Origin of the sequence: Massilia aurea (assembly GCF_014200505.1) — a bacterium.
Classification (GTDB): Bacteria; Pseudomonadota; Gammaproteobacteria; order Burkholderiales; family Burkholderiaceae_D; genus Telluria; species Telluria aurea_B.
This window is the reverse complement of sequence record NZ_JACHBX010000002.1, coordinates 915,288-938,615: the sequence shown is the minus strand read 5'-3', so window position 1 is coordinate 938,615 and position 23,328 is coordinate 915,288. Positions and strand designations below refer to the sequence as shown.

The 23,328-nt window shown below is 62.4% G+C and carries 13 protein-coding genes and 1 riboswitch; of the genes, 6 read left to right on the top strand and 7 right to left on the bottom strand.

Annotated elements, in window-relative coordinates; genetic code table 11:
* Window positions 1–4: 4 nt before the first annotated feature.
* Complete coding sequence (locus HD842_RS13500; RefSeq protein ID WP_183555193.1) at window positions 5–3,046, top strand: glycosyl hydrolase family 28-related protein; 3,042 nt, start codon at window positions 5–7, stop codon at window positions 3,044–3,046.
* A 10-nt stretch (window positions 3,047–3,056) separates the two neighbouring features.
* A complete protein-coding gene (locus HD842_RS13495) occupies window positions 3,057–3,824 on the top strand; it encodes a ThuA domain-containing protein (RefSeq protein ID WP_183555192.1) in 768 nt (255 codons plus the stop codon).
* Window positions 3,825–3,990: 166 nt separating this feature from the next.
* Here HD842_RS13495 and HD842_RS13490 read toward each other — a convergent pair whose 3' ends face one another.
* Genes HD842_RS13490 through HD842_RS13470 form a run of 5 tightly spaced genes read right to left on the bottom strand, consistent with a single transcriptional unit; the run spans window position 3,991 to window position 12,698 of the window.
* On the bottom strand, window positions 3,991–5,436 hold the full coding sequence (locus HD842_RS13490) for a PepSY domain-containing protein (protein ID WP_183555191.1): 1,446 nt from the start codon (window positions 5,434–5,436) through the stop codon (window positions 3,991–3,993).
* A gap of 11 nt (window positions 5,437–5,447) precedes the next feature.
* Complete coding sequence (locus tag HD842_RS13485; RefSeq protein ID WP_183555190.1) at window positions 5,448–7,541, bottom strand: TonB-dependent receptor; 2,094 nt, start codon at window positions 7,539–7,541, stop codon at window positions 5,448–5,450.
* Between the two features lie 8 nt (window positions 7,542–7,549).
* Complete coding sequence (locus HD842_RS13480) at window positions 7,550–7,876, bottom strand: DUF2149 domain-containing protein (RefSeq protein WP_183555189.1); 327 nt, start codon at window positions 7,874–7,876, stop codon at window positions 7,550–7,552.
* Window positions 7,873–8,316 (bottom strand): MotA/TolQ/ExbB proton channel family protein, encoded by a 444-nt coding sequence (locus HD842_RS13475; RefSeq protein ID WP_183555188.1) that lies wholly within the window; start codon window positions 8,314–8,316, stop codon window positions 7,873–7,875. The genes HD842_RS13480 and HD842_RS13475 overlap by 4 nt, the downstream gene beginning before the upstream one ends.
* Window positions 8,313–12,698, bottom strand: coding sequence for a cobaltochelatase subunit CobN (locus HD842_RS13470; RefSeq protein ID WP_183555187.1), 4,386 nt, complete (start codon window positions 12,696–12,698; stop codon window positions 8,313–8,315). Before HD842_RS13470 ends, HD842_RS13475 begins: the two co-directional genes overlap by 4 nt.
* A 179-nt stretch (window positions 12,699–12,877) precedes the next feature.
* Window positions 12,878–13,096, bottom strand: a riboswitch (cobalamin riboswitch).
* Window positions 13,097–13,368: 272 nt separating this feature from the next.
* Here HD842_RS13470 and kynU point away from each other — a divergent pair.
* From kynU to HD842_RS13455, 3 genes are read left to right on the top strand one after another with little or no spacing between them, the layout of a single operon-like run.
* Window positions 13,369–14,631, top strand: a complete 1,263-nt coding sequence (gene kynU / locus HD842_RS13465; protein ID WP_183555186.1) for a kynureninase — start codon at window positions 13,369–13,371, stop codon at window positions 14,629–14,631.
* A gap of 19 nt (window positions 14,632–14,650) precedes the next feature.
* Window positions 14,651–15,541 (top strand): tryptophan 2,3-dioxygenase, encoded by an 891-nt coding sequence (gene kynA / locus HD842_RS13460; protein ID WP_229424747.1) that lies wholly within the window; start codon window positions 14,651–14,653, stop codon window positions 15,539–15,541.
* Between the two features lie 26 nt (window positions 15,542–15,567).
* On the top strand, window positions 15,568–15,948 hold the full coding sequence (locus HD842_RS13455) for a VOC family protein (RefSeq protein WP_183555185.1): 381 nt from the start codon (window positions 15,568–15,570) through the stop codon (window positions 15,946–15,948).
* A gap of 396 nt (window positions 15,949–16,344) precedes the next feature.
* Here the strand turns inward: HD842_RS13455 and HD842_RS13450 are convergent, their stop codons facing one another.
* Both HD842_RS13450 and ssb read right to left on the bottom strand, forming a co-directional pair.
* The gene (locus tag HD842_RS13450) at window positions 16,345–18,831 is read right to left on the bottom strand and encodes a DEAD/DEAH box helicase (protein WP_183555184.1); all 2,487 of its coding nucleotides are present in this window, start codon (window positions 18,829–18,831) and stop codon (window positions 16,345–16,347) included.
* 654 nt (window positions 18,832–19,485) lie between these two features.
* On the bottom strand, window positions 19,486–19,992 hold the full coding sequence (ssb, locus tag HD842_RS13445; protein WP_183555183.1) for a single-stranded DNA-binding protein: 507 nt from the start codon (window positions 19,990–19,992) through the stop codon (window positions 19,486–19,488).
* A gap of 469 nt (window positions 19,993–20,461) precedes the next feature.
* Here ssb and uvrA point away from each other — a divergent pair, with 469 nt between their 5' ends.
* A complete protein-coding gene (gene uvrA / locus HD842_RS13440) occupies window positions 20,462–23,323 on the top strand; it encodes an excinuclease ABC subunit UvrA (protein ID WP_183555182.1) in 2,862 nt (953 codons plus the stop codon).
* Window positions 23,324–23,328 lie beyond the last annotated feature (5 nt).

Sequence of the window (23,328 nt, the reverse complement as noted above, 5' to 3'; positions counted from 1 at the left end):
CACCATGATGACAAGGCTGTTTGTACTGTCGCGCGCCCTCGCGTTTTTGCTGCTTCTCTCCACCACCGCATCCGCCGCGTCACTGTCGGCTTACCCTGCCATGCCGGTCGACCCGCGCGCGATTGTCGTGCGCGCCACCGGCGACGGCGTCACCGACGACAGCGCCGCGCTGCAGGCAGCGATCAACAGCGCGGCCAACGGGGGCCAGGGCGGCGTGGTGTTCCTGCCATCCGGACGCTATCGCGTCACGCGCTCGATTCTGATTCCGCTGGCGGTGCGCGTGTATGGCGTGGGGCCGACACGTCCCGTGTTCGTGCTGGCTGAGAACACGCCCGGCTTCCAGAAGGGCGTCGCGAACATGGTGATCTTCACCGGCGGCGACCAGTACAGCGTGGGCAAGGTACCGATGCCGGTGCCGAGCGCCGTGCCGTTCAGCGCGGAAGACGGCAAGGCGGTGCGCAACGCCAATTCATCGACCTTCTATTCGGCCCTGTCGAACGTCGACTTCGAGATCAAGGACGGCAACCCGGCTGCTGCCGCCGTGCGCATGCACACGGCGCAGCACTCGAACCTGAGCCACATCGATTTCCATATCGGCTCGGGCCTGGCAGGTGTCTACCAGGTGGGCAACGTGGCCTACAACCTGAACTTTCACGGTGGCCGCTACGGCATCCTGAGCGAGAAGACCTCGCCCGCCTGGCAGTTCACGCTGCTCGATTCGACGTTTGACGGCCAGCGCGACGCTGCGATCCGCGAGCATGAAGCCAGCCTCACGCTGGTCAATGTCGACATCCGCAATACGCCTGTCGGGGTCGAGATCAACCGCGGTTATGGCGACTGGTTGTGGGGCAAGGACGTGCACTTCGAGAACGTAAGCCGCGCTGCGCTCATCGTCAGCAACGAGAACAATGTGTACACGCAGGTCGGCATGGAAAACGCCAGCGCGCGCAACGTGCCGACGTTCGTGCGCTTTCGCGACAGCGGCAAGACGCTGGCCGGCAAGGGCCGCGACTACCTGGTGAAGGAATTCAACTACGGCCTGTTCATCAAGCAGATGGGTGAGCCTGGGCAGTTCTCGACCAACTACAAGACGGCAGCGCTGCCGGCCAGTGCGGCGCCCGCACGCGCACTGCGCGCGCTGCCGGCATCGAATGACTGGGCCAATGTCCTGGAGTACGGCGCCAAGGGCGACGGCAGCACCGACGACACGGTGGCGCTCCAGAAAGCCATCGACAGCAAGCGCACGGTGTACCTGCCGCTGGGCTTCTACGTCGTCAACGACACGATCCGCATGAAGCCGGACACGGTGCTCATCGCGCTGCACCCGGGCCTGACGCAACTCGTGATTCCGAATGGCTCGCCGCAGTACCAGGGCATCGGCAGCCCGAAGGCGCTGCTCGAAAGTGCGCGCGGCGGCGACGGCATCGTCTCGGGCCTGGGTCTGGCCACCGGTGAAGTCAACAACCGCGCCGTGGCGCTGCTGTGGCGTGCGGGCGAACAGTCGCTGGTGGACGACGTGCGCATCCAGGGCGGCCACGGCACGCGCCTGTACGACGGTAGCCGCGCCGACCCGTACAAGAAGGACGCCAAATTCGACACCACCGCGCACTGGGACCGCCAGTATCCAAGCGTCTGGGTGACCGACGGCGGTGGCGGCACGTTCTCAGGTATCTGGTCGCCCAGCGGCTATGCGCAGGCCGGCTTCTACGTCACCAATACGACGACGCCCGGCAAGGTCTACGAGCTCTCGGCCGAGCACCACATCCGCGCCGAGATCGTGCTGGACAATGTGCAGAACTGGGAATTTTTGGCACCGCAGACCGAGGAAGAAGTGCGCGACGGGGCCGATGCCGTGTCGGTCGAGATCCGCAACTCGAAGAACATCCTGTTTGCGAACTACCACGGCTACCGCGTGACGCGTTCGTACAAGCCGATGCCGGCCGCGATCCTGATCACCAATTCCAGCGACATCCGTTTTCGTAATGTGCATGTGAACGGCGAGAGCGGCTTTGCCAGCTGCGACGATGCCGGCTGCGCGACCTATCTGCGCGCCAGCAAGTTCGCCTACGAAAACGCGATCCGCGACGTCTCCAACAAGCTCGATGTGCGCGAACGCGAGTTCGCCGTGTTCGACTACAGCGGCATGCAGCGCAAGGCGCCTGCGCCGCTCGGCAAGGTGGCCAAGCTCGAAGGTGGCTTCTATTCGATCGCCGGCGGCGCCGTCGATGCGCAGGGCAAGCTGTACTTCGTGGACCGTCACTGGAAACGCATCTTCAGTTGGACCAGGGATGAGGGCCTGGTCGTCGTGCGCGATGCGCCGCTCGACCCGGTCAACCTGGCGATCGACAACAGCGGCAACCTGATGGTGCTGTCGTCGTATGGCCCGCAGGCGAGCGTATATGCGTTCGATCCGCGCAAGCCTGGCCTGGACATGACGATGATCCAGCCGACGCCGGTGGCGGCGCGCAGCATTGCGTCGAGTCGTGGGCGCATCGCGGTGCCCGTCAACTTCTGGCAGAACGGCGAATTCAAGGACCAGCTCAATCCCGAGACCTACGAATTCACGACGTTGGCAGAGATGTTCGCGCGCGACGTCGCGCTCCCGAAAGCCAACCAATACGTCTCGCCCGACGGCAGCCTGGCACTGCCGGCCTACCGCGTGCTGCGCCAGGGCGCGGCAGACCACCTGGGCTGGCGCTGGGCCGATTCGCTGCAGACGCACGGTTTCGTCACGGCCCCGGTGGGCGGCCGCGTGGTGTTTACCAACGGCTCGGAAAACCGCACCTTCAGCGGCGTAGTGGGTGCTGGCGGCGGGATCACTGACCTCAAGCTCGTGGCCAACCGCGGCGGCGAAGGCGCGGCAGTCGCGCCGAATGGCGACGTGTACGTGGCCAATGGCCAGGTCTTCATCTACGGCAAAGACGGCAAGCAAAAGGGGCGCATCGACGTGCCGGAGCGCCCGCTGCAACTGCTGTTTGGCGGCGCAAACAAGCGCACGCTGTTCATCCTGACCCACCACGCGCTGTACGCAACGCAGATCAACTGAGGACACCGATATGAGACGCATCACCAGGGCGCTGGGCGCAGCGCTGCTGCTGGCAGCGGCAGCGGACGGCATGGCCGAGGACCAGTTCAAGCTGCTGGTGCTGGCCATGCCCGGCAAATACCACTACGAGTACATCCCGATCGCACGTGACAGCCTGGAGCGCATGGCCAAGCTGCACGCGTTCGAACTGACCTATACCAACAAGCCGCAGGTGTTCGAAGGCGACCTGACGCAGTACGCGGCCGTGATGTTCCTGAATACGCCGGGCGAAGAGCTGAACGCGGCGCAGCGCGCGAAGTTCGAGGCATACATGCGCGGCGGGGGCAACGCGATCGTCGTGCACCGCGCCGCGATCACGCCGCCAAACGACTGGGTCTGGTACGAAAAAATGGTGGGCCGCTCGGTCGGCCCGCACCCGAAGCTGCAGACGGGCGTGGTGACGGTCGTCGACCAGAACTTCCCCGCGACCTTCGGCCTGCCGGCACGCTGGATCTGGAGCGACGAGTTCTACGTCACGACCAATCCGTACCAGGTGAAGATCGACACGGTGCTGAGCGTGGACGAGTCGAGCTACGACACGACGAAGATCTGGCCGGGGCAAACGGTCAAGGGCATGGGCAAGGACCACCCGATCGCCTGGCACCACCGGCACGAACAGGGGCGCGTATTCGTCACCACGCTGGGCCACAATGGTGAGATGTACCGCGATCCGCAGTACCTGAATCATCTGTTGGGCGGGATTTACTGGAGTGCGACGGGGTTGGGGCAGAAGCGCTGATCGGGTGTGCAAGCCAATCGCGCTTTGTGGTGCAGTGACGACCGTTGGACGCGTGGATGGCATAGCCATCCACCCTACGCTTCAATGTAGGGTGGGCGGCTATGCCGTCCACGCGTTCAAATCAACTTCGCTCAATCGCGTACTACGCACGTCAGCGTGTGCCTGGTCACGCCACGCGCGTGCGCTTGCGCAGACGCTTCCAGCCCAGCACCAGCCCCGTCGACGTCAACGCAGCCCCCAGCGTGCACAGGGCAATCACGGCCACATCCCATACGGGCCGGTTGCGCAGGAATGCAAAATCCATTTGGTGCATGCCGTTGAACAGCCAGCGGTTCCAGCGCGTGTCGCGGTCGACGAAACCGGCCACGCGACCATGCACCGCATCGATGTAGAACACCGGCGCGTCCGGCAGGGCAAAACGGGTGCGCAGCACCGGAAAGGACGCCTGTCGATGATGACCGTAGTAATAGTCGTCAGCGTCGCTCAGCATTGTCGTCGTCATTGCCACACCAGGCCGAATGGCTTGCGCGCTGCGCAGCAGCAGCGCTTGCGGCAGCACGCTGGACACGGCGCCATCCTGCGCGCGCAGCAGCGTGCGCACGGTGCGGCCCAGGGCGCTCAGGTACAGCGTGCCGCCCACGCGGCGCCATTCCAGTTCGAGCGTGCCGGGATGCGCGCGCAGCAATGCGGCCGCGTCGATTGCCAGGTCGTCGCTGGCCAGCGCCCCGCCTGCGAATGCAAGGCGATCCTGCGCGGTCGCGCCAGGGTCGGACGGAAAGCCGAAAGGACCGACCGACAGCCAGCCGCTGAACAGCCAGGTGATGACGAGCACACCGCCGCTCAGGCCCAGCCAGTGGTGCCAGCCCTGCCAGCCTTTGTACGGCGACATGCGCCCGCCCGCGTAACGGCGTTGCACGCGCAGCCGCTGGACGCCCAGCACCATGCCGGTCACGGCCAGCAGCAGTGCGACGCCGGACGTCGACATCACGGCCAGGCGCCATGCTTCGTTCTGCTTGCGCAGTGGCGTGACGTAGATCCAGTGGACGACGGCGCCAACCCAGTTCCAGGCGCGCTCGCTGCGTATCGTGTCGCGCACCAATTCGCCGGTGCGGCTCGAGACGTACACCACGCTGCCAACGTCATCGTCGGCCGTGACGCGCAGCAGCGGCTGGTGCACGCGCACCGCGCCGAACGTCCACTGGTCCACGTCGATCGCTTCGAACGACAGCGAACGCGCATCCGGCGCCGCGCTGCGTGCACTGCTCGACGCTACCTGCTCGTCGACCACGAGCACGGCGCCGTTGTCGGCCCACACCGAGTTCCAGGTGCCGTCATGGCCAAAATGCCAGGCCGGGCGGCCCGCGACCGTATTCAGGCGCACCGCATCGGGCATGCCCTGCAATGCCGTCTCGCGCCACGCCGCATCTGCGCTCACCTGGACCCGCGTCGGATCGAGCGGCGCAAGCCAGATGCGGCGCTCCGCCTCAGTGAGCTCGGGATACGGGACGTACATCATCACGATGCCCGAGCCAAACCACAGCAGCACGAGCACGCCGATACCGATCCCAAGCCAGCGATGCCACAGGTGCAGCTGGCGCTTCATCGAAGCCATCGCAATCCCGATCAGTAGCGCCAGTGGACCGTCAGCTCGGCATGCCGCTCGTCACCCAGCAGCGACTGGGTCGGGCCATAGCTCGTGATCGCATACAGGCGGTCGGTCAGGTTGCGCAGATTGAGCTGCACCTGCACATTGCGGTTGACGGTCCAGCCGATCGACGCGTCGAGCGTCGTGTACGCCGGCAGCGTCTGCGTATTGGCGTTGCTGATGAAGCGCTCGCCCACGTAACGCAGGCCGGTGCTCGTGCGCCAACCTGCAGTGCGGTACGTCAGCCACAGGTTGGATGACAGCTTCGGTACGTCGGCAGGCCGGTTGCCGGCGCGCGAGATGCTGCTTCCCCCTGCGCCCGACTCAAGCAGCGCATCGAATTTGGCCTGCGTGTACGCCAGATTGCCCTCGATCCGCCAGGCCTGCGCCAGGCGCACACTGGCGCTGACTTCCGCACCCTGCGACGTTTGCGACCCGCCCTGCCTGGAGATGGCAGCGTTGTCCGGGTCGCGCGTGATGATGTCGTCCTTCTCGATGCGGTACAGCGCCGCAGTCCATTCGGCCGCACCGCCATCCAGCACACCCTTGATTCCCGCCTCAACCTGGCGCGCGTCGGTGAGCTTGAAGCGGCTGTTGGCCAGGTTCATCGACAGGAGGCTCGTGACCGGGTCGCTGCCGGTGCTGACCTGGCCGTACAGCGACGTGGACGGATCCAGCTTCCAGCTAGCGCCCAGACGCACGGCGGTCGAGCGCAGCGTCGCGTTGTGATTGCCGCTTGCAGCACGCAAGTCTTGAAAGTCAACCTTGTAGCGGTCATGGCGCGCACCGGCCGTGAGCAGCAGGCGTTCGTTCACGCGGTAGGCGTCTTCCACGTAGAACGCGTGCGTCAGCGTGTCGGTCGCGAAGTTCGGCACGAAGGCATCGGTCGTGTCGCTGAAACTGCCCGGATCGAAGCCGGTCGGCGCGACGGTCGACGCGCCGCCGTACGGCGCATTGTTCGTGTGCCGGAAGTTGATCGTCGAGACTTCCCAGCCGGCGACGATCTGGTTGGCGCCGTGCTGGTAACGCGCTTCCAGGCGGTTTGCGGTCTGCTCCTGATTGTGGCGGATGCCGATGTAGTCGCTGCGGTCGACCACATTGCGCACCGGGTCATAGGCATACGATTCGATATTGCGCCAGTCGCGACGCGCCTTGAAGTACGCCAGCTCGTTGCTGATGGCAAGGTTTGGGGCCGCTTGCCAGTCCAGGCGCGCAACGGCCTTGTCGTCGACGTAGCGCAGCACGGCGTCGCCTGCATTGTAGTTCTCGTCGCGCAGCTGTTCGGCCAGGGCGCCGTTCACCAGCGGCGTGCCAAAGTAGCGCACTGGTTCCTGCTCGGCGTGATCGAGTTGCGCCGACAGCGTCACGCCTGGCGCGAGCGTCGTGGTCATGCTGGTCAGGATCTTGCCGTGGCGCGCCTCGCCGCGTTCGATGAAGCCGTCGCTGCGGCCGGCATAGGCATCGATGCGGAATGCACCCTGCTCGCCCAGCGCGCCGGTGGCGCCCACGCCGGCGCGCAGCGCCTGGCCACCGCCAACGCCGCCCATCACTTCAAGTGATGCTTCACGGCGCGGCGCCTTGCGCACCGCATTGATGATGGCGCCGGTCGTGCCGCTGCCATGGACCACCGAACCGGGGCCGCGCAATACCTCGATGGTGTCGTAACCCCATGGGTCGGACGGATAGGTGGCGGTGCCGGAACCGACCAGCAGGCGCTGGCCGTTTTCCAGCAGCGCGACCGAGCTGTTGCCATTGAAGCCGCGCGCCGAATAGCTGATGCCACTGCCGGGCGAGCTGCTGTCGGTCAGGCCGGTGGTGCGGGTCACGGCGTCCTTGACCGACAGGTCGCCGCGCGCCGCGATCGTCGCGGCGTTGAGGGTCTCGGCGCTGGCCGGCAGGTCGAGCGTGCTGATATCCAGGCGGCTGCCGGTGCTGTTGGGGCGGTCGAGCGCCAGGCCGCCGTCGCCCGCGCCGGCGTGGATGGTGACGGTGGGGACGGCCTGGGCGAAGGCGCCGGTGGCGCACAGCAGGCCGATGGTGGCCGGCAGCGCGCGCAACAAGGTGGTTTTCATTATTTTCTTTATTTTTTTGCGGGGGTTGCCGTGGGCTCGATCAGCACCAGCTTGCCGGTCTTGGGATCGCGATAGACTTCGCCGACGCGGTCGTAACCGCTGCCGTCCTGCGTGACGCCGCTGGCGGGGCGCTCGATCTGGCGGCCCTTCTCGACCGGTTGCGGCGGTTTGATGGCCCCTTGCGAGCCGGCGATCGCCGCGATCAGGCCGCAGGCAAAGACCAGCATCACGTCGACCAGGTTGACCAGGCTCGCGCGCGGGTCTTCGTCGCTCTGGTCGAAGCGCGCATCGAGATGGCGGTACAGGCGCAGACGGCCACGTGCCGGGGCGCTCATGCCAGCGGCTCCATCGCGTCCAGCGTCTCTTCGTACCAGCGGCGGCGCAGCTTGCCGATCACCAGACCGGCGATGCCGGCAATGAGGCCCAGCACGGTCGCATCGAAGGCAACCGTCACGGCGCTGGCCAGCTTGGCCGGATCGCCTTCACCCAGCGCGGCCAGGCCAGGCCCGAGCGGAATGATGGTGGCCATCAGGCCGAGCATCGGCGGGATGCGCGCCAGCAGGTCGGCGCGCTCCAGACGGTGACGGGCCAGCTTCTGCACGTGCTCGATGTTGCCGGACGCGCGCAACCGGGCCAGCCCGTGAAAGCGCTCGCCGACGGCGATGCCGGATTCGACCAGCGCAATGGCGCAGCCGGCCAGCAGCGCCACCAGCGAAGGCGTGAGCAGCCAGCTGACGGCGTCGTGCAGCCAGGCATAGGACAAGTGATCGATCATGAGGTACTCCTTACAGGTTGAGGGGTGCTGCGGCCGCGCCACAGGCCGAGCGCAAACAGGGCAAAGCAGGCGGCCAGGATGACCAGGACCTGCACGATGCGCAGGCCAGGAAGCGGCGCGGGTTCGGGTTGCTGGTTGAGTTCATACACGCGCATGGCTGGCGGGGCCGCCGGTGCGGGCGCGGAAGGCGCCTGCCCCTGCTGCGCGTCGGCGCGTGGTGGCGCCGCGGCCGGTGATACCGCCGCTGTCGGCGCACCAGCAGGTGCCGGGACCGCAAGCGCCGGCAGCATCTCGCCGCGCGCCTTCGCCAGCGTCACGCCAAGCTGCTGCGCATCGCCGCGATCGAGCTGCGGCGCCAGCCAGCCCCACATCGGGTGATCGGGCGACGTGTGGCCGCTGCCCGGCAAGCCGTTGGCGGCCACCAGGCGCGCCAGCTCGCCGCCCATCGTGCGGATCGTTTCCGGGTCGGTCTTCCAGAAGCCTTTTTCGGCGGCCACCATGAACACGGCCAGCATGTGCGCCTTGACGTGCGCGTTGTGGCGCTGGCCCAGAAATTCGGGCAGGCCGAGCTTGTGCGCATCGTCGAAGTAGACCGCCTTGACTTCGTCCCAGGCCCAGTTCTTCACGAGGTCCGGGCGCGTGACCTGCCAGCCCCACAGGTTCTCGATGAATTCCTGGCCCATCGTGCGTGCGCCCGAGTAGCCGTTGTCCATCAATGGACGCAGCCACGCAGGGTTCAAAAAGCGCCCGCGCAATTCGCCCAGCAGCGCGGTGGCCAGCGGCTCGACGTCGGCCTGGCCCGGTCGCCCGTGCTGCAGGATCAATGCGTCCGGCACGCGGCCGGTGCGCGTCTCGACGGCCAGCGACAGGCCGCCCAGATAGTCGAAGGCGTCATTGTTGTCGAGCAGGCCGTACAGATTGCTGGCGCGGCCGTGGTAGGTGCGGTGGATGCCGTCCAGCGCGACGTCAAAGGCGCGGTGCTGCGCATCGCCGTCGGCATCCAGACCGTACGCGTGGCCCATGCGGTTGCGATAGGCACGGCCGATTTCCTCGCGCTCGCGCCAGGCGCCCGAGCGCTCGGTCAGGCGGTTCACGCCCGTGCCGTACGCGCCCGGCGCATCGCCGAACACGCGCAGCGCGGCGCCCTGCCCCGCTTCGATGGTCGATGCGCCGCCCGCGACCAGCGCGCGCTGGCGCACCAGCCATTCGCGCGCGACCCGGTTGTCCTGCACGGCTTCACTGCCCCAGGCGGCGCCCTGGAGCGGCGCCAGCGCGGCTTGCAAGGCTTCGCGCAGGGCCGGGTCTTGCCGCGCCATCGTCTCGGCGGACGCCGCCAGCGCCAGCCGGCCGGCGCGGTCGATCAGGCGGATCAGGTTCGGGTACAAATCGCGGAACAGGCCAGACGTGGTCACCAGCGCATCGCGCCGCACGGCACCCGGCACCAGGCGCACGTCGGTGACGATGCCGCGCGCATTCCAGACCGGCTCCGCGCCCATCATGGCCAGCGCGAAGCCGACCATCACGCCCTCGTCGCGCACCGCGTCCGAGGCCCACAGGATGATGCCTTCACTGCCCTGCTCCCGCGCAGCATCGCCCCGGCTGCGCGCCATCGCCTTGGCCGCCATCTTTTGCGCCAGCCCGAAACCCAGGCGCGTGGGCAGGATGTCGCCATCGACCGCATGGAAGTTGCGGCCCGTCGGCAGCGCCTCGGGCGAGCGCAATGGATCGTTGCCCTTGCCCGGCTCGATGTAGCGGCCATCCAGGCCCGCCAGCAAACCAGCCATTTCACGCCGCGGCGAGTCGCGCAGCTTGTCGGCGATGGAGGGATCATCGATGCCGCTCTTGGTCATCGAATCGAGCATCAGGTCGAGGGACTTCTGGTCCCACGGCCGGCCAAACACGTGCAGGCCGAACGGCATGAATTTCTCTTGCAGCTTGGTCAGGTAGTGGCCGACCTCGTGCGCCAGCAAATCGTCGTCGGCGGCATCGAAGCCGATGCCGCGCACTTCGAGCACGTCGGACATCGACGCTTCGAGTTCGGCACGCAGGTTCAGCGCCACGACGCGCTCGCGCATCAGTTGTGCGGCCTGCGTCTTGAGCGACTCGGACGACGCAGCTTCGAAGCTCTCGACGATCTGGCGCAGCGACAGCAGTTCGTCGTACAGCGGCGTCGTTGCCAGCGGGGGCGTGAGGTGGTCGACGATGATCGCCAGGCCGCGGCGCTTGGCCTGCGTGCCTTCGCCCACGCCGTCGACGATGTACGGGTAGATGCCCGGCAGGTCGCCCGCGATCAGGCTGGGATAATCGTCGCTCGACAGGCCCACCGCTTTACCGGGCAAAAATTCAAACGTCGAGTGGCGTCCCACGTGCACGACGGCGTCGGCCTTGAAGCGGTCGCGGATCCAGTGGTAGAAGGCCAGGTACTGGTGCGGCGGCGTGATGCTGGTATTCGCGTGCAGCAATTCTTCATCGACTTCCCAGCCGCGCGGCGGCTGCGGGCCGATGAACACATTGCCAAACGTGAGGCCCGGCACCAGCAGCTTGCCGCTGTCGACCATCACCTTGCCCGGCGCCGGGCCCCAGCCGCGCATGCCTTCGATGCCGTAGCCGATCAGGCGCCGATACAGTGGCGCGAGCGCCTTGCACGGACTGGGTTTGCTGTCGTCGAGGCAGGCGCGGTAGCCGTCTTCGAGCGCATGCAGGTCGCGCGTGGCCTGCACGCGCTGCGGATGGTCGACACCTTCGACCAGGTGCAGCAATTCCTTGATGATCGTCTCGGCCTGCTTGCGGCCCGGCGCGCGCTCGCCCTGCGCTTCGGCGACCAGCACGTCGGCATGCAGGCGGCCCAGCATGCCGTCCTTCATCTCGCCCTGCACGCGCGGTGCAAGCGTGGCGAACCAGCGCGCGTAGTCGTCCGCGCTGACGCTATTGACGGTGGCGCTCATCTCGCGCAGCGCGGCGCGGTCTTCCGGCAGGTTCACGCCGTGCGCCATGATCATGTCGAGCAGCGCTTCGGGCGTGGCCGGCAGATCGCCAACCGTGTAGCCGGCAGCCTTGAGCGCATGCAGCATGTCGAACAGCGACGCCGGCACATTCAGGTTGTCGGCGCCGATGTTCTGGCGGCCCGGCGGGTGGTTGTAATAGACCATCGCGACGCGCTTGTCGGCGTTGCGCTTGGCACGCAGCGCCAGCCAGCGGCTCACGCGCGCCGTCATGCGATCGACTTCGGCCGGCAGCAGCACCGGCGGGCGGTTCTCGATGCCGGTCAGGCGGTCGCGCTGCGACCCGCCCAGCGCCGCCACCACCATCGGCTGGCCAATGCCCTGCAGCTCGGGCAGCGCGACGCGGTACTGCACCGAATCGGGCGGCAGGCCATCGGGCGAAAGCTGCCACTGCATGGCGGTGCGGTCCGACAGGCGGATCGCCTTGAATACGGGGATATCGAGGCGCTTGAAGGCTTCGCTGACAACTTCACGGCCTTCGGCGGCGCCGACGACGAAGTCCTGCAGCACCACCAGCGCTGCAGGCTTCGCTGGCGCGATCAGCTCGGGCAGGCGCACCAGCGCTTCGCGCGAGGCGCCGCCCCAGCGCGTGAGCAGCTGCACGCAGGCCTGGCCCTGTTCTTCGATGCGGCGGCACAGCGCAGCCGGTACCATGCCATCCATGTTCGCCAGGTCGAGCACGACGACGGTCGGGCGGTCCTTCAGACCCAGCTTGGCGGCGTTGCCCCATGCGGCAGCATCCTGCAGCTCGTTCTGGCCGACGCGCAGGCGCAGCGTCGGTTCTGGCAGCGGAGGGCCGAGCGCTGTCGATGGATGCAGCAAGTGGGCGATGAGGGCCGTGGTGTTGTCCGCGCCGCCCGCTTGCCAGACGCGCCGCGCCGCGAGCCAGTGGCGCGCGGCGGGATTGGCTTCTGCCGCCTGCAGTGCGGCGGGCGCCGGCGCTTCGGCCGCCAGTTCGCGCAGCAGTTCGGGCGCGAAGCCGGCCAGGCTGCCGTGCGCCGCGCGCGTCATCAGGTTCAGGCTTGCTTCGCCATTGAACGCCAGCACCGCGGTGTTTGGCTTTGCATGGCGTGCCAGCGCATCCTTCATGCGGCGCGCCGGATCGCCGAACAGCGACACCGCCAGCACCGTGTCGGCGCCGGCGATCCACTGGCCTACCTCGCGTTCGCTGGCAGCCATCAACTGGGCCGGTGTGCGTAGCTGGATCCGGTCGCGCGGGTGGCTGGCCAGATGGCGGTGCGCGGCCTCGATCGCGCCCGGCGCGGCGCGCTCGGTGACCACGGCGAACATGGTGGCGGCGTGGCTGTGGGCACAGGCAAGCAGGGACGCGAGCAGAAGCACCAGCGCAGTACAGGCGCGGGCAAGCGAATCAGTGTTCATGTGAACGTCGACCTTTTCAGCTGCGCGCCAGGGCGCGCATGACAACGGGCAGACGTCTTCCTTCCACGCTGGGCGTGACAGGCCATGCGCACGCGTACGTGCGAACGCCTGCGCGAACGCATTGGCAACACAGAAGGAACGACGAACTACCAACAGGCACGCCCACACCCCGGGACGTACGCAATGCATCGTGATTGGCCGGTCTTCTGGCTTGCCGTCATCCTTCCCGGGTCCTGCCTTCCCGTGCACGGGGCACAGTGGCGTTCGACGAGGGTCGTCAGGCATACAGCAGCGGGGGCTGCGCCGGACTGGCGTGCGATGGATTCGCACACGTCACCGGCTTCCCGTTTCACCTTCCTGCAGACGAGCAGGACGGCACCATTCACTTGATTGGGCGCGATTCTACAGCCAGGGTGCGCCACTGTCACCGCATTCTTTGGCCTCTAGGGAAGCACTGATTAATTCATGGAGGCGGACTTGGCACGGAAAATAGCCACCTTGCGGCGTTGCAAATTCTCGCAATAGCTCGCTATTGCTGCGATTTGCGCCTTGCATGGCGGCTTTTTCCGCAGCCAATTCCATCCCCCAGAATAAATCAGTGCTTCCCTAGCCTAGAATGGCGGTATCGTCCGGCCAGGCCGGCACCCACTACTTCTTCGCGACCGTTCATATGATCACACGACAAGACTGCCTGGCCCTCGACGCGGCCGACCCGCTGGCTCCCCAGCGCAATGCCTTTGCGCTGCCGGACGGCGTGATTTACCTCGATGGCAATTCGCTCGGCGCCCGCCCCCGCGCGGCCCTGCAACGCGCACAGGACGTGATCGCCGCCGAATGGGGCAATGACCTGATCCGCAGCTGGAACACGGCCGGCTGGTACGACCTGCCACAGCGCCTGGGCACCCTGATCGCGCCGCTGATCGGCGCTGCCGCCGATGAAGTGGTGGTCACCGATTCGACGTCGGTGAACCTGTTCAAGGCGCTGGCTGCGTCACTGAAGATGCAGGCAGACGCACCGGCCCACGCGGCCCGCCGCATCATCCTCACCGAGCGCGATAACTTCCCGAGCGACATCTACATGGCCGAAGGCCTGATCGGCTGGCTCGAGCGCGGCTACGAGCTGCGCCTGCTCGACAGCTGGGCCGACCTGCCGGCCGCCCTCGAAGGCGATGCCGGCGCCCAGGTGGCGGTGGTGATGCTCACGCACGTGAACTACCGCACCGGGCGCATGCTCGACATGAAAACGATCACGGCGCAGATCCACGCCGCCGGCGCGCTGGCGATCTGGGACCTGGCCCATTCGGCTGGCGCAGTGGAGGTCGACCTGAATGGCGCAAACGCCGACTTCGCGGTGGGCTGCACCTACAAATTCCTCAACGGCGGACCGGGCGCGCCGGCATTCATCTGGGTGCCGCAGCGCCATCATGCGCAGTTCACGCAGCCGCTCACCGGTTGGTGGGCGCACCGCCAGCCGTTCGCGATGCAGCCGGCGTTTGCGCCGGTGGCCGGCATCAAGCGCGCGATGTGCGGCACGCAGCCGGTGGTGGCGCTGGCACTGATCGAATGCGGGCTGGCCGTGTTCCAGGACGTGACGATGGCGGCGCTGCGCAAGAAGTCGCTGGCGCTGTCGGACCTGTTCCTGGCGCTGCTCGAACAGGAATGCGCTGCGCATCCGCTGGAGCTGATCACGCCGCGCAATCATGCGGACCGTGGCAGCCAGGTGAGCGTGACGCACCCGCATGGCTACGCGGTGATGCAGGCCCTGATCGCGCGCGGCGTGATCGGCGACTATCGCGAGCCGCAGGTGATGCGCTTTGGCTTCACGCCGCTGTACACGGGGTATGACGATGTGTGGCAGGCGGTGATGGTGCTCAAGGATATCCTGGACCGCAGCGACTATCAGGTCGATGCCAAGCGCACTGCGGTGACCTGAGCGATTTCCTAGAGAGGACATGATGCCCTGCCCAGTCAATCCGGATTCGTCCAACAACAATGTGGATGCGGGCAGCTGCCCGGTATCGCAGCCCGGCTACCACGGCGCCAAGCTCGATTTCAGCAAGGACATGAGCTACGGCGACTACCTGTCGCTCGACACGATCCTCAACGCCCAGCATCCGCTGTCGCCCGAGCACAACGAGCTGCTGTTCATCGTCCAGCACCAGACCAGCGAACTGTGGATGAAGCTGATGCTGCACGAGCTGCACGGTGCGCGTGACAACATCGCGCGGGGCCAGCTGCCGGCGGCGATGAAGATGCTGGCGCGCGTGGCCGCGATCATGAACCAGCTCGTGCATGCATGGGATGTGCTGGCGACGATGACGCCGCCCGAGTACACGGCGATCCGCCCGTACCTGGGCGCGTCGTCGGGGTTCCAGTCGCACCAGTATCGCGAGATCGAATTCATCCTGGGGAACAAGAACGTCACGCATTTGCAGGTGCATCAGCACAAGCCTGACGCGCATGCGACGCTGCAGGGCGTGCTCGATAAACCGTCGCTGTATGACGAAGCGATCATGGTGATGGCGCGCAGTGGATTGGCCCTGGATGCGGCGCGGCTTGCCGGGCCGTGGCATCAGGCGACGCAGTCGGATCCGTCGGTGAAAGCGGCGTGGATGGTCGTGTATCGCGATACTGACCAGTACTGGCCGCTGTATGAGCTGGGTGAGAAGCTCGTGGATATCGAGACGGCGTTTCGCTTGTGGCGCTTCCGGCATGTGACGACCGTGCAGCGCGTCATCGGTTTTAAAACCGGCACGGGCGGTACGGACGGCGTGGGGTATTTGCGCAAGATGCTGGATGTCGTGCTGTTCCCGGAGTTGTTCGAGTTGCGCACCGAGCTGTAATCATCTTCATTCAAGGACCGCCTGCTATGATTTCCCATCTCGACCATCTGGTGCTGACCTGCACCGATCTCGATGCGACGAAGCATTTTTATACGGAAGTCATGGGCATGCGCCTGGAAACCTTTGGCGCGGGTCGCATCGCCTTCAAATTCGGCAACCAGAAGATCAACCTACACCAGCGCGGCGCCGAGTTCGAGCCGAAGGCGCACCTGCCGGTGCCGGGGGCGCTGGATCTGTGTTTCATTGCGTCAGTGCCGCTTGATCAAGTGATTGCGCATCTGGGCAGCTGCGACTGGCCTATTGTCGAAGGGCCGGTCGAGCGGACTGGGGCCACCGGCAAGATCCGCTCGGTGTATGTGCGTGATCCGGATCTGAATCTGATTGAGATTTCAGAAATGGTTGGCTAGTCTAGTCGAACTCGACTAAGAAAACTAGCTAAGCATGACTTCCCTCTTGGCGACCAGGAGCAATGATTGATTACATTCAGGTCGATAGTGCTTCGGCCTAGGTTGACGAGGTTGGCCCATAGATTGATGACTGAATTAGATCAGCAGTCTGGGCTTGGACTGATAGTTAAAAGTCGGACATGATCAAAAAATTGGGCTTAGCAATTTAATTCTTTCATGCGTGACAAGATTACTTATCCCGATATAGCGTCCCAGCACATGTAAATAGTAAAGTGCCAATACACTTGGACGCAGATTTTTCCACATGAAATAATTAATATAGTGATCACGACCAAATAGGAATGCGAAGGTCTTAAAATAAATTAAGAGATCTTCGCTCCATGTCTTTTACTTAGACTAACTCCTCGGCTCTTCGGTGAAATTGGCGACTAATAGGGCTGGGGTTAGCTTGAAGTAGTCGAGGAGTCGCTGTACCTCAGCAGCATCGATAATATCAATAGAAGCCGCGAGCGCTTTCGCAAAATTGGACACTGCGTCTTTGAGGAGAGGCAAAGTTTTTGCTGTGATGATTCTAGCAGTAGGATGAGGAGTGGCGGCATGCTCAAAAGAACGCGAAGGATGCACTAAAATCGCGGTGGCTTTGCATGTTTGGTCATAGCGTTTTCCGAACCAGTTCATCGAGCCACTAAGTTGGTTTGCGTACGTTTTGGTGATCTTCTCTACAACCGCACCGCTTTTGCACTCTATTACGAAATACTGCAAGCTGCCCACAGACCAGAGTACATCGGGACCACTGCTATATTCAACCTCCGGGCGCTGTGAGAGAAATCCGAGGAAATCGCCAAGTTGCTCCATTGCCACTTCAAAAATTGTGGCGTTGTCCGGCACAAAGTCGAGGTCATCTAAAATACCATTCACCTGTATAAGCAAGTTATTCGGCTTGCCTGCATAGCTTTTGAGTTTCCATGCAATTTCCCTGGCTTGGGAGAGGTCCTTGCCATTTAGCTTTTGATACCCCATGCCATCAATGGGACGAGTTAAACGACGATTGAGCTGCAAGGCTGCCTTTAATATTTGCTGAGCCTGTACTGGGTCGGTAAGCTGCATATACTCAGCCAACTGCCATTTAAGCCAACCTTGTACATTGTCTGACTCAGTTACAGCTTCACGAACAGCTGCCTGCATAACACGCTGAGCTTCGCCATAATCTCGAATTGATGCATTGTCGAATGCCTGCCGCTGCGCCACCGCAACCGATCGTACCGATCCTTTCGCAGGGTAGACGATATTTGCAAGCGCCTCACGCGCCACCTTCTTCCATTCTGGATTTCTAGAAAGGCAGTAGTCCATTGCGCTATCCAGTTCTGCAATACCATCGGCAAGTTGACTGGCTACCTGCAAAGACTTCTCAAACTGGGCGCGCGTCGCTGGCGAGAATCGCTGTTTCGCACCTATAAGGAACATGGTTTTGATCAGCGACGGCCCCATGAGTAGAACAGCACAGTGGTCGTCATTCCCCCTAATTCCACGGCCCATTCCTTGCTCAATCCGTTGAATCTGCCGGGAGATAATGTGTTCGCTTCCCGCCAAGAAATTTGTTTCAACACGCTCGTAAAGCCTTCTTGTTTGGGGCAGCCCATCAAGCACCAGGATACGGCACGCGTTTCCGGGGAGATCAATGCCATCGTACTTGTTGACCATAACAACGAGGCCAACGTGCTGCATCTTCAATCTCTCAACTGCTTTTTCAAGATTTTCTGCCGTCACAGTCAGGTCGGCCACATCTTTCCAAAATGTCAGCCGGTAGTCTGACGGAACTATGACCACTGTGTTGTAAATTTTCGATTTTTCTTTTAAGTAATTTTTGAGATCAATATCCGTTAAGTTCGGATCGATTTCTTGAGGAACTAATATCATCCTGTCGCCAATATCATTCGCTACATTTGGCGTAATATGATCAACCACCGTTTGGGGCCGTGCGTTGAAGTCCGACACAAGAACCGAGTCATCTGCAAGTGTCGCTGTCAGAAAGACCCTACGCTTTGCTTCAACAAATGATGGAATTGCTTCGATTGGGAGGCATTTAGGGCTGATCTCAAGGCGATGCCCAGAGAATACACAGCGGCACTGATCCAGATGGTTTTTTACTAAAGGCCAATTAAATTTGATCTCATCATCGTTTCGATACTCTGTCAAAATCTTGGCAACTTGAGTGGCTTTAGCCTGCCATGCCCAGAATGGCACAATCATTTCCAGCTCACCAGCGCCATCCTCCATCTCAAGCAACTTTGTCTCGTTCTGATCGGCAAGTGTGGGACGAAATAACTGCAGCATAGCTGCATACAGTTCATGAGTCGCTCCAGCTTTCAGAGTGAACTGCGCCTCGGTCGTAGCAAGACAAGCATGTGCATCGTCAATCAAAAGAGCGCCAACTGGAATTTTCACACCTGTATCTGTGGTTCCAAAAACCGACAATCCATTAACTAAATGGTAAATATTCGTTACCAAAATCGCCTTACCCTGCAAAAAATCTGCGCCTTGGTGATCCGTAGTAGCGTGGACACCAAGATCTGCGGCTTCTTTCAATACTTGGCGCACCAAGTACTTGTCCGGTGCCACGTACACTGCAGGACCAACTCCCTCGTTTAGACTGCTCTTCAACATAAGGAGACCAACGATAGTTTTACCGCCGCCGGTATTCATTTTCACCACTAGATCGCGTTCGTTTCGACGTGCCATCCATCGGTCCCACACCTGCGACTGGACGTCACGTGGATATTTATATTTCTCGTCCTTCTCAGCAAGAAGGTTGAAAATTTCTCTAGGGTTGACCTCTGTATCGATCAGTGGTTTACCGCCGAGAAGAGACAAGTTAATTGGCATATATTCTTTCATTAGCAATGAAGCGAGACATTTACTTGCGTCGGATATGAACTGATTGGGACACAAGCAGACTTGTTGCGGACTTTAGCGATACCCCAAGACAATACCAGCTGAAGTAAGCGAAATACAACCCAAGGTAGCTTTATTACAGTAACAAGAAATAATATATTAATCAACTGCAATTTTGAATTATTTTTTGTAAATACAGAAGGTGAAATAGATAATTAAATACCAAGATTGCCGTGGCTACGTCCGATCTATAACATCGGGCTTAGGAAGAACATATGAGTGGAAAATGGGGCGAATACGTGGAACAAGAAAAGAAGAAAAATAAGATTTATTTGATTACATTGCATCTTTTGCAACTCAGAAATCGGCACAGCTTCAGCAATAACTTGTCGTTATTCCGAAGTAGAAATTAATATTTCAAGCGGCTCGATCGTGCCTAATTAATTCATAACAACTCACAGGATCGCGCTTATAGTCGGAAGCAGGATACTATTTACAATGAACTTCTTCATTACCCACTTTTTTTGCAAAATAAGTAATCAGTAAATACCACCGAATTAAACAGCAGTGTGTTGATAAAGGAAAAGCCCGCCACCTTTCGGTATGCGGGCTTTTTACCAACAAAAAAATTGATGGAAGGAAGTTCTAGAACGGAATGTCGTCATCCATATCCGAGAAGTTCGGTGCCGGCTTCGGCTGCGGGCGTGCTGCCGGTGCCGGTGGCGCCTGGCGTGGTGCTTGCTGGCGTGGCTGCTGTGGCGCCGAGTAGTCGTCGTCCATGCCTCCACCCATGCCGCCGCCGTCGCCGCCCATGCCCTGGCGACCGCCCAGCATCTGCATGTTTTCAGCGATGACGTCGGTTGCGTAGCGCTCGATGCCGTCCTTGTCGGTGTACTTGCGGGTCTGCAGGCGGCCTTCGACGTAGACCGACGAACCTTTCTTCAGGTATTGCGCGACGATCTCGGCCAGGCGGCCGAAGAACGAAATACGGTGCCACTCGGTCAGCTCTTTTTGCTCGCCGGTGTTGCGGTCTTTGGATTTGTACGAGGTGGCGACTGCGATGTTCGCGATGGCGTCGCCGCTCGGCATGTAGCGCACTTCCGGGTCGCGGCCGAGGTTGCCAACGATGATGACCTTGTTAACTGATGCCATTTGATTACTCCTGCTGGGTATGATCAGCCCTGACTCTGCATGCTTCTAGGCGTCAGGGAACGTGGTGGTACAGCGCACTATTATGAGGCCGGCGCCCGGATTTGCCACAACAATTTGTTGTCACCCATCAGCCGTAACGCCGCGTCATCCCGTCGATTTTGTTGTCAATCCGACCTCATCCATAGCTCAGCAGAGAAATTTATTTTGCGAATCTGAACGCTTTGTCATTGAACCGTTCAGAGGGCGACCCACATACGGCGGACATGTCGTTGTCCAGGCCATCGCGCCACCCGGATGCGCTTGCCGATCCGGCAATGCGCACATTAGAACCACTGGACAAATATACAGCCGTAACAAAAACCAGCTACACTAACGGGTTCTCCCCGATTGGCCCGCTGACCCGGTCGCTTAGCGTTCGCGGCTCCGCCACGGTGGCCCACATAAACTAATAGAAAGTCTGCCCAACTTAATGGAAGAAATTCGCATTCGTGGTGCCCGCACGCACAATCTGAAGAACATCAACCTCGATCTGCCGCGCAACAAGCTGATCGTGATCACGGGTTTGTCGGGCTCCGGCAAGTCGTCGCTCGCTTTCGATACCTTGTATGCCGAAGGCCAGCGCCGCTACGTCGAGTCGCTGTCGGCCTACGCGCGCCAGTTCCTGCAGCTGATGGAAAAGCCCGATGTCGACCTGATCGAGGGCCTGTCCCCGGCCATCTCCATCGAGCAGAAGGCGACCTCGCACAATCCACGCTCGACCGTCGGCACCGTTACCGAAATTCACGATTACCTGCGCCTGCTGTATGCGCGCGTCGGCACGCCGTATTGCCCGCAGCACCCGCACCATCCGCTGGCCGCGCAAACCGTGTCGCAGATGGTCGACTCGGTGCTGGCCATGCCGGAAGGCACCAAGCTGATGATCCTGGCGCCGGTCGTGGCCGGCCGCAAGGGCGAGCATGGCGATCTGTTCCTGGCAATGCAAGCCCAGGGCTTCGTGCGTTTCCGTATCGCCAGCGGCGTGGCTGCGGCCAAGATCTACGAGATCGACGAGCTGCCCAAGCTGAAAAAGACGGAGAAGCACACGATCGACGTCGTGATCGACCGCATCAAGGTCAATCCGGACATCAAGCAGCGCCTGGCCGAGAGTTTCGAGACCGCACTGCGCCTGGCCGATGGCCGCGCGGTTGCGTACGAAATGGACACCGAGAACATGACGGTGTTCTCGAACAAGTTCGCCTGTAATGTCTGCGGCTACTCATTGCAAGAGCTGGAACCGCGCCTGTTCTCGTTCAACAACCCAATGGGCGCCTGCCAGGAATGCGATGGCCTGGGCCACATCGAATTCTTCGATCCGAAACGGGTCGTGGCCTTCCCGCACCTGTCGCTGGCGTCCGGCGCCGTGAAGGGCTGGGATCGCCGCAACCAGTTCTACTTCCAGATGCTGCAGAACCTGGCGTCGCATTACGATTTCGACCTCGACATACCGTTCGACAAATTGCCGGCGGCATCGCAGGATGCCGTGCTGTTCGGCTCGGGCAAGACGGCGATCCCGTTCAGCTATGTGAACGAACGCGGCCGCACCGTGATTCGCGAGCACACGTTCGAAGGCGTCGTGAACAACCTGCAGCGCCGTTATCGCGAAACCGATTCGATGGCCGTCAAGGAAGAGCTGGCGAAGTTCATCAATGAGAAGAAGTGCCCGTCGTGCGAAGGCGCGCGTCTGCGCACCGAGGCGCGGTACGTGAAAATCGGTCAGGGCGCCCAGCAGCGCGCGATCTATGAAGTGTCCGACAAGCCGCTGCGCGATACGCTCGAGTTCTTCGAAACGCTGGAACTGACCGGCGCCAAGAAGGACATCGCCGAGCGTGTGATCAAAGAGATCATTTCGCGCCTCAAGTTCCTGAACAACGTGGGCCTGGATTACCTGTCGCTCGACCGCAGCGCGGACACGTTGTCCGGCGGCGAAGCGCAGCGCATCCGCCTGGCGTCGCAGATCGGCTCGGGCCTGACGGGCGTCATGTACGTGCTCGACGAGCCGTCGATCGGCCTGCACCAGCGCGACAACGATCGCCTGATCGCGACACTGAAACACCTGCGCGACATCGGCAACAGCGTGCTGGTCGTCGAGCACGACGAAGATGCAATCCGCACTGCCGACTACATCGTCGACATGGGGCCGGGCGCGGGCGTGCACGGCGGGCAGATCATCGCCGAAGGCACGCTCGAGCAGATCATGAAGAACGAGCATTCGGTGACGGCCCAGTACCTCGACGGTCGGCGCCGGATCGAAGTACCGAAGAAGCGCACCAAGGCCGACCCGGCGCGTCAGCTGGTGATCACGGGCGCCAAGGGCAACAACCTGAAGGACGTGACGCTGACGCTGCCAGTAGGCTTGATGACCTGCATTTCGGGCGTCTCGGGTTCGGGCAAGTCGACCTTGATCAACGACACGCTGTATCCGGCACTGTCGCGTCACCTGTACGGCTCGCAGACCGAGCCGGCCGAGCACACGTCGATCCACGGCCTGGAACACTTCGACAAGGTGATCTCGGTCGACCAGGCACCGATCGGTCGCACGCCGCGCTCGAATCCGGCGACGTACACGGGCCTGTTCACGCCAATCCGCGATCTGTTCTCGACGGTGCCGACGGCCAAGGAACGCGGCTACAGCGCAGGCCGCTTCTCGTTCAACGTCAAGGGCGGACGCTGCGAAGCGTGCCAGGGCGATGGCGTGATCAAGGTCGAGATGCACTTCCTCCCGGACGTGTATGTGCCGTGCGACGTCTGCCATGGCAAGCGCTACAACCGCGAAACGCTGGAAGTCAATTACAAGGGCAAGAACATCACCGAGGTGCTGGAAATGACCGTCGAGGATGCGCACGAGTTCTTCAAGCCGGTGCCGGTGATTGCGCGCAAGCTGCAGACGCTGCTGGACGTGGGCCTCGGCTACATCAAGCTGGGGCAGAGTGCGACGACCTTGTCGGGCGGTGAAGCGCAGCGTGTCAAGCTCTCGCTCGAGCTGTCAAAGCGCGACACGGGTCGCACGCTGTATATCCTGGATGAGCCGACGACCGGCCTGCACTTTGCCGACATCGACCTGCTGCTGAAGGTGATCCACCGCCTGCGCGACCAGGGCAATACGCTGGCGATCATCGAGCACAACCTGGACGTCATCAAGACGGCGGACTGGGTGGTCGACCTGGGGCCGGAAGGCGGCGCCGGCGGCGGCGTCATCGTGGCAACGGGTACGCCGGAAGACGTGGCCAAGAACAAGGGCAGCGCCACCGGCAAGTATCTGAAGCCGTTGTTGAAAGCGCCAGCGAAGGCATAACGCGC